This window comes from Paenibacillus terrisolis, from assembly GCF_056171975.1.
Genome location: NZ_JBKFGG010000003.1, coordinates 90,154 through 104,172, shown reverse-complemented (window position 1 = coordinate 104,172; position 14,019 = coordinate 90,154). Strand labels below are relative to the sequence as shown.

The 14,019-nt window shown below is 49.2% G+C and carries 15 protein-coding genes and 1 tRNA gene; 9 read left to right on the top strand and 7 right to left on the bottom strand.

Annotated elements, in window-relative coordinates; all coding sequences use genetic code 11:
- Positions 1–21 precede the first annotated feature (21 nt).
- The gene (locus ACI48K_RS03825; protein ID WP_475026314.1) at positions 22–666 is read right to left on the bottom strand and encodes a peroxiredoxin-like family protein; all 645 of its coding nucleotides are present in this window, start codon (positions 664–666) and stop codon (positions 22–24) included.
- 170 nt (positions 667–836) lie between these two features.
- Between ACI48K_RS03825 and ACI48K_RS03820 the strand changes: the two genes are divergently transcribed.
- A complete protein-coding gene (locus ACI48K_RS03820; protein ID WP_475026313.1) occupies positions 837–1,472 on the top strand; it encodes a TetR/AcrR family transcriptional regulator in 636 nt (211 codons plus the stop codon).
- A 636-nt stretch (positions 1,473–2,108) separates the two neighbouring features.
- On the opposite strand, the gene ACI48K_RS03815 is transcribed toward ACI48K_RS03820, so the two are convergent.
- From ACI48K_RS03815 to ACI48K_RS03805, 3 genes are all read right to left on the bottom strand, one after another.
- Entirely contained in the window at positions 2,109–2,939 is an 831-nt protein-coding gene (locus tag ACI48K_RS03815) for an SDR family oxidoreductase (RefSeq protein ID WP_475026311.1), read from the bottom strand.
- A gap of 234 nt (positions 2,940–3,173) precedes the next feature.
- Positions 3,174–4,004 carry a helix-turn-helix transcriptional regulator gene (locus ACI48K_RS03810; RefSeq protein WP_475026310.1) on the bottom strand — a complete coding sequence of 277 codons (831 nt, stop codon included), beginning with the start codon at positions 4,002–4,004 and terminating at the stop codon, positions 3,174–3,176.
- A 140-nt stretch (positions 4,005–4,144) separates the two neighbouring features.
- Positions 4,145–4,217, bottom strand: a tRNA-Val gene (locus ACI48K_RS03805).
- Between the two features lie 77 nt (positions 4,218–4,294).
- Here ACI48K_RS03805 and ACI48K_RS03800 point away from each other — a divergent pair.
- The 3 genes from ACI48K_RS03800 (at position 4,295) to ACI48K_RS03790 (ending at position 5,584) form a co-directional block, all read left to right on the top strand.
- Entirely contained in the window at positions 4,295–4,636 is a 342-nt protein-coding gene (locus ACI48K_RS03800; RefSeq protein WP_475026309.1) for a hypothetical protein, read from the top strand.
- A 188-nt stretch (positions 4,637–4,824) separates the two neighbouring features.
- Positions 4,825–5,277: a GNAT family N-acetyltransferase gene (locus ACI48K_RS03795; protein WP_475026308.1), complete on the top strand. Its 453-nt coding sequence runs from the start codon at positions 4,825–4,827 to the stop codon at positions 5,275–5,277.
- Positions 5,278–5,344: 67 nt separating this feature from the next.
- Entirely contained in the window at positions 5,345–5,584 is a 240-nt protein-coding gene (locus tag ACI48K_RS03790; RefSeq protein ID WP_475026306.1) for a DUF3892 domain-containing protein, read from the top strand.
- A gap of 86 nt (positions 5,585–5,670) precedes the next feature.
- Here the strand turns inward: ACI48K_RS03790 and ACI48K_RS03785 are convergent, their stop codons facing one another.
- The gene (locus tag ACI48K_RS03785; RefSeq protein WP_475026304.1) at positions 5,671–6,405 is read right to left on the bottom strand and encodes an MBL fold metallo-hydrolase; all 735 of its coding nucleotides are present in this window, start codon (positions 6,403–6,405) and stop codon (positions 5,671–5,673) included.
- Positions 6,406–6,591: 186 nt separating this feature from the next.
- Here ACI48K_RS03785 and ACI48K_RS03780 point away from each other — a divergent pair, with 186 nt between their 5' ends.
- Together ACI48K_RS03780 and ACI48K_RS03775 are read left to right on the top strand one after the other, a co-directional pair.
- Entirely contained in the window at positions 6,592–7,149 is a 558-nt protein-coding gene (locus tag ACI48K_RS03780) for a copper amine oxidase (RefSeq protein ID WP_475026302.1), read from the top strand.
- Positions 7,150–7,252: 103 nt separating this feature from the next.
- Positions 7,253–7,630 carry a DUF1292 domain-containing protein gene (locus ACI48K_RS03775; RefSeq protein WP_475026300.1) on the top strand — a complete coding sequence of 126 codons (378 nt, stop codon included), beginning with the start codon at positions 7,253–7,255 and terminating at the stop codon, positions 7,628–7,630.
- Positions 7,631–7,738: 108 nt separating this feature from the next.
- Here the strand turns inward: ACI48K_RS03775 and ACI48K_RS03770 are convergent, their stop codons facing one another.
- Positions 7,739–9,211, bottom strand: coding sequence for an aminotransferase class I/II-fold pyridoxal phosphate-dependent enzyme (locus ACI48K_RS03770; RefSeq protein WP_475026298.1), 1,473 nt, complete (start codon positions 9,209–9,211; stop codon positions 7,739–7,741).
- Positions 9,212–9,398: 187 nt separating this feature from the next.
- On the opposite strand from ACI48K_RS03770, the gene ACI48K_RS03765 reads away from it, so the two are divergent.
- Complete coding sequence (locus ACI48K_RS03765) at positions 9,399–10,667, top strand: MFS transporter (protein WP_475026296.1); 1,269 nt, start codon at positions 9,399–9,401, stop codon at positions 10,665–10,667.
- A 34-nt stretch (positions 10,668–10,701) separates the two neighbouring features.
- Here the strand turns inward: ACI48K_RS03765 and ACI48K_RS03760 are convergent, their stop codons facing one another.
- Positions 10,702–11,331 (bottom strand): YktB family protein, encoded by a 630-nt coding sequence (locus ACI48K_RS03760; RefSeq protein ID WP_475026294.1) that lies wholly within the window; start codon positions 11,329–11,331, stop codon positions 10,702–10,704.
- 448 nt (positions 11,332–11,779) lie between these two features.
- Here ACI48K_RS03760 and ACI48K_RS03755 point away from each other — a divergent pair, with 448 nt between their 5' ends.
- A complete protein-coding gene (locus ACI48K_RS03755) occupies positions 11,780–12,376 on the top strand; it encodes a hypothetical protein (RefSeq protein ID WP_475026292.1) in 597 nt (198 codons plus the stop codon).
- A gap of 188 nt (positions 12,377–12,564) precedes the next feature.
- Positions 12,565–13,974 carry an NADP-dependent phosphogluconate dehydrogenase gene (gene gndA, locus ACI48K_RS03750; RefSeq protein WP_475026290.1) on the top strand — a complete coding sequence of 470 codons (1,410 nt, stop codon included), beginning with the start codon at positions 12,565–12,567 and terminating at the stop codon, positions 13,972–13,974.
- The last annotated feature ends 45 nt before the right edge of the window (positions 13,975–14,019 follow it).

Here is a 14,019-nt window from a genome sequence, read left to right as displayed (position 1 = left end):
GTTAAACCTTAGGGGTGGGCCTCACAATTTTCTCAACTGAGCCAGAATTTCATGCGGCTCTTGACGTTTCATAAAATCGGGTTGGACATACGCCGAACGGATAATGCCGCTTTCGTCGATCATGAAGGTGGAAGGAATGGGAAGAATCCAGCGGTCGGTTGCGTTGTACTCCGCCAGATCAATACCGAGCAGGTTTTGAGTCAGATCCCGTATGTACTCCGGCACGTCAAACAGAATATTGTATTTGGCTGCAACCAAGCCGTTCGTATCGCTGAGCACTTGGAAGCTCAAGCTTTCTTTTTCCTTCTGGGACAGCGTGTTGTCGGGGCTTTGCGGACTGATGGCGATCAGTTGGCCGCCAAGCGCCTGGATCTCCGGCAAAATCTTCTCATAGGCCCGCATCTGCATATTGCAGTAAGGACACCAGCCCCCGCGGTAAAAAGTTAAGACCACCGGGCCTTTGGCGAGCTCATCATATAAATTGACGGGTTCCCCTAACGGATTGACCAGGTTAAAATCCTTCGCTTTGTCTCCTTCCCGTAAACCATAGGCGATGCCCGATTCTTGCTGCTCCCGGATCATCCGAAACATTTCGCCGTGAACCTCAGCCGGCGTGTTGGCGATGAATTGTTGTTTCTCCGCTTCCATAACTTCGTTTAAAGACATGAAAATCTCTCCTTTGCGCTCTGTGGATGCCCCAATACGTGTTGGAGATTGCTGGCATCCGCCGCGTTTTTTGATATATTTTTTTGGAGCGTTTACTCCATTCCTACCCGCGATTCCATCATATGGGTAAAATTCTGGATTGTCAACTCCATTTTTGTTATGATGTGCGTATGAACAATTCAATCGAAACCAAAACCAAAGCCAATACGGCTAAATTGACCAATAAGGGAAAAGAAACGCGCGGCCGCATCGTGGCCGCGGCCGCAGAGCTGATCCTGGGGCGGGGCGTTTCCGGAACAAGCGTGGAGGATGTGCAAAAGGCGGCGAAGGTGAGCGCTTCGCAGCTGTACCACTATTTTAAAGAAAAGAGGGAGTTAGTCTTAGCGGTTATTGATTATCAGTCCGATACGGTACTTGGGGGGCAGCAGTCGTTCTTCGACCATTTCGACAGTTTTGAAGCGCTTGAGGCATGGAGGGACGCCATCGTCGAGAGCCAGAGCAAGCAGCATTTCCTGGGCGGTTGTCCGATCGGTTCTTTGGCCAGCGAGCTGTCAGAAAAAGAGCCGGAAGCTCGCTTTGAGCTCGCCTCCTGCTTTGCCAAATGGGAGGAGGAGCTTCGCAAAGGGCTTCGCCTCATGCATGAACGAGGAGTCCTGCGACCCGAAGCGGAACCCGACCGTTTGGCCCTGGCACTGCTGACCGCTCTGCAGGGAGGGCTGCTGCTGTCCCAGGTCCGCCGTGAGCCCGGCCCGCTGATTGCGGGACTGGACACGATGATCGCGCATATTCGCTCGTTTGCGGCGTAAGTCGCAGTGAGGGCAAGTGGCGAACTGGGCGGACTATTGAGCTTTTTGATCGTTATGCGCGGGTATGTGGCAGCGGTTAGGGGAATCGCGTGTTGCATGAAGTGCTCGGGATGGAAGCTCGCAGGCATTAACCATGTTACCATGGTGAACTATGCGAGAAGAGAACATGGAGCCCAGTGTACGGCACAGCCGCATAAGCCTGTTTCCATGGCAGACTCTAACGAATCGTAGACACCTTATTTTCGCGCAAAATAGCCCCATTTCAAACCTAACGGACTCAAAAGTCGTTATTTCGGCTAAATCGGCAGCAAAAGCCTGCTAATCGGCGAAATAAGATCATCTGAGTCCGTTAAACTGCTCGCATGATTCAAATTTCAAAAATAAGGGTTATACGATCCGTTAGGGCTTTAATTTCGACGTCACTCGCCGGCATTAACTTCGTTATTGGGGAAATAAGAACATGCAATCGCCCATTTTGAACCCAATCGGCACCGTCTTTGTTCCCGTATGAAGTACTGAGCCTGCCCGTGATTGGTATAGCGATATTCTGGAGCTTGAAATTAGCGGCGAGATTCAATAATGGTTTGTACATGCCAATTGGAGCGGACGGTAGGTACTGGATCCGTTGCACGGTGTTCAGACATCGGTAGAATAGGACAATTCTTTTTGTGCTTCCAAATCTGCCAGCCTTGACGTTAGAGCTGCCTTTATTTCCTCATAAGCATCGCTGCCCAAAGCTAAACGCAAAGGGCCATTTCCTTCGTCAACACGTTGAATGATGACTTTTGCCATCTTCTGCGGATCGCCGAGGAGCGTATCTATGCCTTCTTTGGTACTGTAATATCTAATGAATTCCCTGGCGGGTTGATCGTGGTATGCCTCCAATTCTTGTTCAATTACGCCATTTGCGGAAAAAAATCCAGTTCGAATTCCGCCGGGTTCTATCATTGTGAGCTTAATATTAAATGGAGCCGCTTCTTTGGCAAGCGCCTCAAAAGCTCCTTCAACCGCCCATTTGGAAGCACTGTACAATCCTAAACCCGGACCGGAGATTTGTCCGACCATGCTTGCAATTTGAACAATATGGCCTTTGCCTAGGGCTCTGAAATAGGGCATAAAAGCGCGGGCGACTCGCAGCGATCCCAAAAAATTAGTTTGAAACAAGTGCTCGATTTGATCGTCACTCGCTTCCTCCACAGCCCCATACATTCCATATCCGGCATTGTTTACTAAAATATCAATGGTTCCGAGATCTTCTATCGCTCGGTTCACAGCCTGTTTAATAGATTGTGGTTCCGTTAAATCAAGCGTTGTCCGCCATAAATTTAGACCATACTTTTTCTGCAATTCATCGAGTGCTTGCGGTTTGCGCACTGTAGCGGCAACACGATCTCCTCTCTCAAGCAATACCTCCAGCATTGGATATGCCAATCCGCCATTCGCTCCAGTAATAAACCATGTTTTCATAAGAATTCCTCCTTTTTGTCGCTGCTACTAATTATAGCGACGGTTATGGAGGTTAGCCGCAGTATGTTTATGCTAGTAATATAATTACCACTTTATAATTGAGCATTCTATTAATAGAAATGATGCCTGCCCAGGATTTATATACAAAAGAATCCATGAACAATGTCGAAGCTGGATTTCAGCCTGTACGTTTCATGGACTCTGTAAAAATGACTATTTTAAAGTTCATGTGTTTTATGCTAGCAGTGACATTAACTTTTCCTCCGTTTCTACGCTAGCAGGCGTATATATACTCCAGTGTAAAGTTGGATTGCCGTCAACGGATAAAGAATGTGCTTGAAATTCCAATAAGCCAACCTCCGGGTGTTGAAAAATTCCACAGGTAATCTTCTTCTGCTCTACGTCATGCTGCTCCCATAATGATTTGAATTCTGCATATTTCTCGCATAGCCATCCGGCTCTCTCGAGGTACTCCGGATGATCCGGGTGACGATCGCATACCCCGCGAAATACCGCCACACTGTACGAGATAAATTCATCACGGTTTACCATTTGCTCCCTGATTTTTTCATCAGAAAAAATAATATTCAACATATAGCGTTCTTCTTTAAGCCATGCATTGAAGTCAGAGATAACCATCTCCGCTGCTTTGTTCCAAGCTAATACTTCTGTGCTGTCGTTTATAATAAAGGATGGATAGCTAAGCTGTTCCACAGCTGAATACAAAGAAGTACTGTCTTCTTCCTCATCTTCATCAATATCTTCTTGGGAGCGCAAGCTGCCAAGCTCCGATAGATCGATTAGGTGCATGAGCTCATCTTTATTCAATTGCAGAGCCTTTCCAATATTCCGTAAAATTTCTTCGGAGGGCTTAACATCCCGTCCCTGCTCCAACCATGTATAATAAGTAGTGCTCACATTAGCCATATAAGCGACTTCTTCTCTGCGTAAGCCAGGCGTCCTTCGTCTAGTTGTCTCTGTGATTCCGACTTTTTCCGGTTGTAGGCGTTCTCTTCTTGATTTTAAGAATTGACCAAGCACTTTTGATGAATGGGTATTATTCATTGTATTTTGTCTCCTTTTTGAGAACTTTAATGTGATACTGCTCAACTTATATTTTAACTTCCAGGTAGAATGCCTTTTTATCTTTACTTATGAAGTATAGAAAAAGCAAAGAACCCTTACAACGTAAGGGTTCTTTCTTATGATCTGCAGAGGGCTCGAACCTCTGACCCCCACCCTGTCAAGATGGTGCTCTCCCAGCTGAGCTAGCAGATCAGATTATAGTGAAGACAAAATTTATCATATCAAGATGGCAGGCTTCTGTCAACTTTTTTTGTATAAAAGGCGGCGGGTTGGGACATCAATGGAATAACTTCAGATCGGTGCAGAAAGGAATTGAAATGATGCAGTTTTTCAAAGCTTTGAATCGTCATAGCTCAAAAAGAAACGGGGTTTCCGGAAGTGGAGAGACCGGATTTACGACGTCGTTTGTCGCCGTGTTAACCACCGTTGCCGTCAGCTTTCTGACATTGGCGCTTCTCAGCGCTTGCAGCCTGGAATCCATTCAGGAGACGATGAACCGGCAAACGCGGAGCTTCCCATGGAGTTTCGGAACATCGGTTTCCGACGACGTGTACTCCCCGACCATTACGAAAGACGTTTATTCCAAAGAAAGCATGGTCCCGCTGGATTAGAATATAACGGCAACGTCTGACACCACGTTTGCTGCGTTAGCCGCAACCATTGAAGCTTTATCTCACCCTCCGATTTTCCAGTTCGCCAAGATTGCATATATCATATCGAACTATACATGATATCAAAAATTTTGTATAATAATGCAATTAGCGAACATTAGGTTTCGGTCATCCTGGGAGGGAAATTTATGGCAGCAGCAACAATCATTCCGGTGAAAACGGACGAGTATTTAAAGCGTTGTCTGGAGATCCGCAAGGAAGTTTTTGTGGAGGAACAGAAGGTGCCGATTGAACTGGAAATTGACGAGTACGACACAATCGGGCCGGATGTTCATCATCTCCTGATTGAAATAGATGGGGCTTATGCGGCAACGGGAAGATTGATTTATTACAAAGATAACTCGGCCAAAATGCAGCGGATTGCGGTTCGCCAAACGTTTCGGTCGCAGGGGATCGGCAAAATACTGCTGCTCGCCCTGGAAGAGCTGGGACGCGAACTTGGCCTGACGAAATCGGTATTGGACGCGCAGTGTCACGCCGAACGGTTTTACGCTAAGCTGGGCTATACCACGATTTCCGCCGAGCCGTTCGACGATGCCGGTATTCCGCATGTGCGGATGGAAAAACCGCTGAAAGCCTAAATAAATGGTTTTCTGAAAATCAGGGCACGCTATACACATATCCCAAGCTAAGGAGATGTGATATACGATGGCCTTGAATACAAGAGAAACGTTTATCGCCGTCCGCAAAAATGGCGATGGCGACCTGGAAGCTTTTAAAACCTCCAGCGGCCGCGTCCTCGATTATGAGCAGGCGCTGAAGGAAGTCAAAGCGGGGGCTATTGCCGGCGTAAACCTATTTAAAGGAAGAGACGGGGAAATGCATATCCGCGGCGACGCCGACGGAGATCCGACCAACAACCTCGACGCCTTGCCAAGTTTTGACTAAGTCGCACGCAACCGAAGGCCTCTATCGGTAAAACCAAACACCCTCTTGAATTTTAACATTCGAGAGGGTGTTTTTTTCAATTTCAACTAAACCGTATAAATTTGATGCTGCCGCAGAAAATCCATTTCCCCGGTGGCCCCGATGAATGATTCCATCTCGTCCCCGTAATGCATTAAGGAGATCAGGCTGCGAATTTCGGGAGGCAGGGACAGCAGCTCCTGAAGCGTTGTATGTACTTCACCGGGCCCGGTCAGCTGGACTTCGTGCAAAATTTTGCGGCAGCCCCGTTCCGTGACCAATTTGGCCAGCAACTCAGGCTGGAATTTCATGTCCGCGCTGTAAAAGATATCATCGTTAATATATAGCGAGTAGCTAAGCTTACCCCGAATATGTGGCGTCTCCATGATCTCCGCCTTCAAGCTCCGCGACAATGGGGTAGCCGCACCTTCCTTCAAGAGCCGGACCTCGAAGGCGTCTTCCAAAGAGGCGATGCCGTCCTGTGAAAGTCCGCCCTTTAATGTATTTTCCCACAGCGGCCCAGCCAGTTTTTCGGGAACATAAAGAATCGGCTTTCGGCCCACGACGTATTTCATGCGGAAAGCCAGTTCCTCGAGCCCGCCGACATGATCGGCGTGAGTGTGCGTAACGAGGATGGCATCGATCTCTTCGAGCGGTTGTCCCAATTGATGAAGCGAAAGCGGAGCCGTAATTCCGCAATCGATCAGCAGCGTAAAATCCTCCGACGATAAGAGTGCGTTATTGTTAAAGTACTTTTTGGCGAAAGCTCCGCCCGTTCCCAGCATCCGAAGCATAAGTGCCACGTTAACTTCATCCTCCTTGCAAAGATCCGCTTTTTACCCTAAATGTACACGATTTGTCCCGGAAACGAAAGCAACTAGCGCGGGATCTCAAAAAAAATGCCATTATTCGTAGAGAAGACCGCAACTTGGACTCCTCGTTAGAGTATAATTTTACATCAACATGAATCATATGGAGGGGTTCATTACATGAAATGGAGAAGAGTTGCATTACTCGTTGTTGCTTTCTCTCTGATGGGCGGTTCCTTGCTATTCGCCGACGCGGCTTCCCAGAAGGTTAAATTCTTATTAAATGGTAGCGAAATAGAAGACGGCGGGTACGTGGTTGATGGTAAGACTTACGTTCCTGTTCGCAATCTTGACGGATTGGTTGAGTATGATGATGCCTCTAAAACGGTAAAATATTATAAACCGAACGTACATCTGTCCCTGTGGCAGACGGACGATAAAATGTTCGGAGACGTGAAGGAAACAGCCAAAATCAAGTTCAGCGTGTTAGCGCAAATTGACGAATTGAAAACGAATATCTCTGCGGTTCGCGTGTCCATTACGGCGCCTGACGGCTCCGAGAAGGTCATTCAAACGGCCGATATTAAGGATCAGCAGGATCACTTCTGGTTCCGTACGAACGATTACACCTATGATTTTAAAACGGTGGGCAAATACACCGTTGGTTTCTACATGCAGTCCTCCAGCAGCACCGACTTTGTATTGGTCTCGAAAAAAGGGATCAATGTGCTGAAATAACCGGAAAAAACTCGTAAATTGACCGATCCCGGGCAAAAATGATACGATACGAGAGGACCGACAGGTTACAACCCATTAAACCACTTTAAAGCGAGGTATTTCAATGAGCGATCATAATCACGAACACGGTGAAGCATGCGCATGCGGACATGACCACGACCATCATCACCATCACGAGCATGGTGAAGCTTGTGGCTGCGGACATGACCATGATCACGATCATGAGCATGAAGAGTTTGTGTTGACGCTGACCGACGAACAAGGCAATGACGTAGAGATGGTTCTTGTCGAAACGTTCGACGTAGGTGAAAAGGTATATGCGCTGCTGCTGGAACGGAACAATCCGGAAGCGGACGGCATCATTCTCCGTATGGAAGAAGAGAACGAAGAAATGGTGCTTTATAATATTGAAGACGAAGAAGAATGGAAACAAGTGGAAGAGGCTTATAACCAGCTCGTTTCCCAAATGGACGAAGCCTAAGACAAGTCCCGGATTATAATAAACGGTTTAATAAAGCATAAACAAAAAACAAGCACCTCGGACGAATATCCGGGGTGCTTTTTGCGTTGATCAGGGACGGAAGCCGGATTAGAATATCGGGTCCGCTTCCACGATCACTTTGACATTTTCGATATAACGGTCTTCCGGGCCTTTGACGGGCAACCCGATCTCAACGTGGTCCACGATGTAATCGATGTTGTCCTGTGAAATAACTTCTCCCGGCAGCAAAATCGGAATTCCCGGCGGGTATACGTAGATGAATTCGGCGATAATCCGGCCCGCGGATTTTTTAAACGGTATTACTTCCGTATCCGCGTAAAAGGCATCGCGCGGAATCAGCGATAGATGTGGAATTTCCGGCACTTTAACGATAAGTTCGTTGGCGCTGTTGTCTTTATAGATATGGGCAAGATCCCGCAGGGCCGTCAGCAATGTTTCTACCGTTTCCTGCGTATCTCCCGGAGTAATCAGGCAAAGAATGTTGTACATATCGCTGAGCTCGACCTCGATATTGTAATGGTCTCTGAGCCAGTTTTCCGTCTCATAGCCCGTGATTCCCAAATGGCGGACGTGAATCGTTATTTTCGTCGGATCGTGATCGAACGTCGCCTCGCCGCCGAGAATCTCGCGGCCAAAGCAATACAAGCCTTCAATTTTATTGACTTCGCCGCGCACATACTCGGCCATCTCAATAGCTTGCTCCATCATTTCGCGGCCTTGGAGCGCCAAACTTCTGCGCGAGGTGTCCAGGGATGCCAGCAGCAGATACGAAGTGGAAGTCGTTGTGAGCATGCTGATGATCGTCTGAACCCGCTGCGGGTTGACGTACCCGTTTTTGGTGTTCAGGTTCAGAACAGAGCTCTGAGTCATTGAGCCGCCCAGTTTATGAACGCTTGTTGCCGCCATATCGGCGCCGGCCTGCATCGCGGACATCGGCAGCTTTTCGTGGAAATGGATATGAACGCCGTGGGCTTCATCCACAAGCACGGGAACATGGAAACTGTGGGCGAGGTCCACGATTTCTTTTAAATTGGCGCACACGCCGAAATAAGTCGGGTTGATCACCAGCACCGCTTTCGCATCCGGGTGCTTCTGCAGGGCTCTACGGACCGAAGAGATCGTGATGCCGTGATCGATGCCGAGATTATGGTCCTGCGCCGGCGAGACAAACACGGGTTTGGCCCCGGCAAAAATAATCGCCGACATGACTGATTTATGAATATTTCTCGGCACGATGATTTTATCACCGGGAGAACAAATGGATAGTATCATGGTCATAATGGCGCCGCTGGTGCCTTGCACCGAGAAATAGGTGTAGTCCGCTCCGAATGCGTCGGCAGCGAGCTTTTGGGCCTGTTCGATGACGCCGCTCGGCTGATGCAAATCGTCCAGGGGAGCGATGTTGATAAGGTCGATGGACAAGGCGTTATCGCCAATAAATTCGCGAAATTCTTTATCGGTTCCAATTCCTTTTTTGTGCCCGGGAATGTGGAATTGAACGGGATTGCCGGCCGCGTGCTTTTTAAGGGCGGTGAACAGCGGCGTGCTTTGATGATCCATAGGGGCCATCCCTGCCTTTCTCGGTGAATTTTCAAACAAAATTGAGTATAGCAAAAACAGCTTGGAATGCAAGCAAAGACTTTGTGCGGAATTCCCGATTCGCTCCAATTCCGTGTAAGTTCGCGAAAAAAAGGGACAGACTAGATCAAGAGAATCACTTTAAGGACAATGGAGAGGGAGTGTATAGATGGAGATAACTACCAGAATCGCCGGCAGAAAATGGTTTAACAAGGCGCTCGCCAGCCTATGGATCATCATGTTTTTGGTGGAGTTCGTCAAAGGGGCGCTGCTTGTCGCCATTTTGCCGGTGTACATGGGAGATGTGCTCAAACTCAGCGCGTTTGCCATCGGTCTTTCCTTTTCCCTCCAATATATCGGCGATAATGCGTTTCGCAGCCCGGCCGGTTGGCTGATCGAACGGCTCGGCTTTCGCGTGACGATGACGATTGGGCTGTGCATCACCTTCGGGGCCGTGATGATGATCGCCTTCCTGCAGACAGTGGGTTTCATCGTACTCGGCTGCGCTTTGCTGGGCATCGGTTCGGCGCCTTTATGGCCATGTGTCATGATGGGCATCACCGCGATGACCGAAGAGAACAAAAAATTCGGTACCGCAATGGGAGTTATTCAAATGTCCAGTCTCGGCGGAACCGGCTCCGGTCCGGTGATCATGAATTTTTTCGTCAATCATTCGATCCGCCCCTTGTTTTGGTTTCTGCTGGGCTGCATGGCGCTGGTGGTGGCGGTTTCCCTGTTTCTGCCCGGGAAATCCCAACAGTTTTTTCCGGGACAAGCTGTGGGGCGATCGCCAAAGGCAGCTCAGAGTTCCCTTTGGAAAGGAGGTCTCCGCAAAAATTTGCGGGCTACTTTCCGGCATATCCGCGACAATTTGCATGTGAGCCCACTTTTGTATCCGGCCCTGTTCTTTCAGGCGTTCACCGTGGGACTGCTTACGCCGGTCATTACACTATACGTTCGCACCGAGCTTGGGTTACCGCCCGAAACTTACAGCGCCATGCTCGTCGTGGGCGGCGGAATTACGCTGCTCGGACTGATTCCGATCGGCAAAATGGTGGATCGTTTCGGAACGCGGCGGTTCCTAAATATCGGATTTGCCCTGGCGGCCGTCACTATCGGATTGTTTGCCGTCATGCGGTCCGTCCCGGTCATTTGGATACTGGTGATGCTGATCGGGGTCAGCTACGCGTTTATTCTGCCGACCTGGAACACGATGGTGTCGCACCAGTTGCCTGACGGCGAGAAAGGAACGGTGTGGGGGTTGTTCCTGACGATTCAAGGTTCCGGGATGGTCGTCGGACCCATCGTATCCGGCAAGCTGTGGGATTTGCTCGGACCTCCAGCCCCATTTTTGGCGAGCGCGTCCGTGATGGCTTTGTTATTTATCCTGCATTTGCTGCTCTCCAGAAAAAAAAGAAACCTTCCCGCGACTCGTTAGTTTCGGGAAGGTTGAACTTTGCGGAGCATGTAATTCAAAAAGAGCCTTTATATAACGGCAGCAATGTGGTGAACGTTTCTTCAATGACGCTAACCAGCTTGTTTCCGTCGCTGAGCAGAGGATCGTCCTTCTCAAGACGAAGACCGCACAAAATTTCCGATTTTTTCACGGTACGGAGTTTTTCGGCCCATGCTTTCAATTGCTTGCTGTCCGTGTCGCTTTGGAGCGTTCCGCCCGGGTCAAAATGATCCAGCGACCAGTAAAAACGGTCGGGCAGCGATTTGGCCAGCTTCGTCGCCTGTTTGTCCAAAAATTGGGCAATCACGGCCTTGTTGGGGCTTTCGTAAATGACGGCGAAAATGATGAACAAGTGGGTCGAAAACATCCCCACCTCAAAATGCGGGAGCGCCTTGTACCCCCGCTTGCTGGCCGCCCAGGCGACCCAAGTATCGTTCGGCGGGTTCACGACGCGCCGGGCATGTTTGGCTACGTGAGGATACATCTCCTCTCCGCAAAGCACGGACAAGAACGGGCTAAGCGTCTCTCCCAGCGTTTCAAGTTTCGGCCTTACCTTTCCGATAATCGCTTCCATTCTCGGGGCGAGTCCCGGAACGGTCAACGTCTGAAAATCCTCTTGCGTAAATCCGGCAAAAGTCGCGTTCATCTTAATACCTCCAGCTTGATCTATCATTGATATCCTTTATCATCGGTTTCCTTCAGTATAACATAATCGCATTCCATCTCCGCGCGTCTGATTCTCCCAAGGCATGTGTCACTCCCAGCCCGAAACGGGTAAAAATAATCAATAAACCAAGTTCCATAACATAAGATGGAGTATAAGATAAGGTAAACCAGAACAAGAAAAAGTCAAGCGAGTTTTGTACGAAGAGTGCAAATGGGAAGTCCGCTGACAAAAACAATGTATGCTTTCGCAGCAGTTTTGTTCGGGGAGCATACGCAGTTGCCCAACGCAAAACTAAGCGTATGCTTCCACAGCGAGTTTTGCTCGAGACGCCAACGGTCACAAAACCAAGCGTATGCTTCCGGTGCAAGTTTTGTTCGAAGAGTACTCGCAGATGTTTATGCTCACAAAACTTTTAGGAGGGAGTGCCGTGAATAAAAGTTATGAGGTGGAATACTGCAACCTGGAACTCCGATTCGACCGCCGGCACATTCAACAATTGATCCGCGATTTAATCCAAGACGGGTATTCTTTATATTGGAGCGAAACCGAGTCCATTTTTATCATATCCGTGCGTACGGGGCGAAAGCTGACTAAACTTAAATTTCAGCGTCTCGCCAAGGGATACAAGCTGGTGGGCGACTATATTATTCGGGACGCCAAGCTGGCGGAATGGTTGGAAAAGCTGATAGGGGATTTACGCGGTCATGCGGTGGTTAAGCGTTTCAAAGACAGGCAGATTTTGATCGAAAATATTTTGTTCGGCGAAGTAATCCGTCTCGTGGAGATTACCGGAATGGAGCATCGGGTCATTTTTCAGAAAGGGCCTACCGTCGATATGAAGAAAATGGGCGAATTGTTCGACAGCCAGTCCGCGGAGCAGCAGCTCGAGAGTCTTCAACAGGAACTTGACGCGGAGCTTGAAAAATTATATGAAGCGATGCAGCAAGGCGACGAGCAGGCTTCGGAATCATGCAAGGAAAACCTCCGGAGGCTGCGCGTGGAATTGCTCCGGCTTGAATGGTAACCTGCCTTTTGGTTCAATCTATAAATGTTCGGCAGCGCCGCAGCTTGGTCTTCGAACTGAAAACTTACTTACGCTCCCCCTGCGATCCGGGGGTTGTTTTTTGAGCGGGCGCCCAGGGGTTCACTTCTGTACACAAAAGAGTTAAAATGAAAATATTGAAAAAATATATGTGGCAAAGGATGGAGAGCATGTCTAAACAACAAATCGGCGTTATCGGCTTGGCCGTTATGGGCAAAAACTTGGCCCTTAATATTGAAAGCCGGGGTTTTACGGTTTCGGTGTTCAACCGTTCCCCGGAGAAAACGCATGACCTTCTGGATCATGAGGGGAAAGGCAAAAACCTTGTTGGTACATTTTCCGTTGAAGAGTTCGTGAACTCGCTGGAAACTCCGCGTAAAATTTTAATCATGGTACAAGCCGGCCCGGCAACCGACTCCACCATCGAGCAATTGCTTCCTTTCCTCGACCAAGGCGACATCATCATCGACGGAGGCAACGCGCATTTTCCGGATACGCAGCGCCGCAGCAAAGAGCTTGAAGCCAAAGGCTTCCGCTTCATCGGCACCGGAGTCTCGGGCGGGGAAGAGGGCGCTCTGAAGGGCCCAGCGATCATGCCGGGCGGACAAGAAAGCGCGTATAAGCTGGTAGAACCGATTCTTACGGCGATTTCCGCCAAAGTGAACGGCGATCCTTGCTGTACATATATCGGGCCGGACGGTGCCGGACATTATGTGAAGATGGTTCACAACGGCATCGAATACGGCGACATGCAGCTGATCGGGGAAGCCTATCACCTGCTGAAAGACGTTCTGAGCGTTGATGCCAAAGAACTGCATGAAATTTTCACGGAATGGAACAAAGGCGAGCTGGACAGCTACCTGATCGAAATTACCGCCGACATCTTCTCGCAATATGACGAAGAAACCGGCAAGCCGATGGTTGACATCATCCTTGACGCAGCCGGCCAAAAAGGCACGGGGAAATGGACAAGCCAAAGCGCACTCGATCTTGGCGTACCGCTGTCCATGATTACGGAATCCGTATTCTCCCGCTTCCTGTCCGCAATGAAGGAAGAACGCGTAGCGGCCAGCAAAATTTTGAACGGACCTGCCAAACCGGCATTCAGCGGCGACAAAGCCGAGTTTATTGAAAATGTGCGCAAGGCGCTGTTCGCATCCAAAATCGTTTCCTACGCGCAAGGGTTCGCTCAAATGCGCACCGCTTCCGACGAATATGGCTGGAATCTGAAATACGGCAACATTGCGATGATCTTCCGCGGCGGCTGCATCATCCGCTCGCAGTTCCTGCATAACATCAAAGCCGCTTACGACCGTGATTCGGAGCTCAAAAACTTGCTTCTTGACGAGTACTTCAAAAACGTGGTGGAAAGCTATCAAGGCGCATGGCGCAAAGTCATTTCCGCCGCGGTTGAGAACGGCATTCCGGTTCCGGGCTTCTCAAGCGCCCTGTCTTACTATGACAGCTATCGCACGGAACGTCTGCCGGCCAACCTGCTGCAAGCGCAGCGCGATTACTTCGGCGCCCACACCTTCAAACGGGTGGACAAGGAAGGCGTATTCCATCATCAATGGTTCTAAAATTTGCGTGGGCAGCTTATTGCCCTGCCTGTAAAAGGCGCCGGA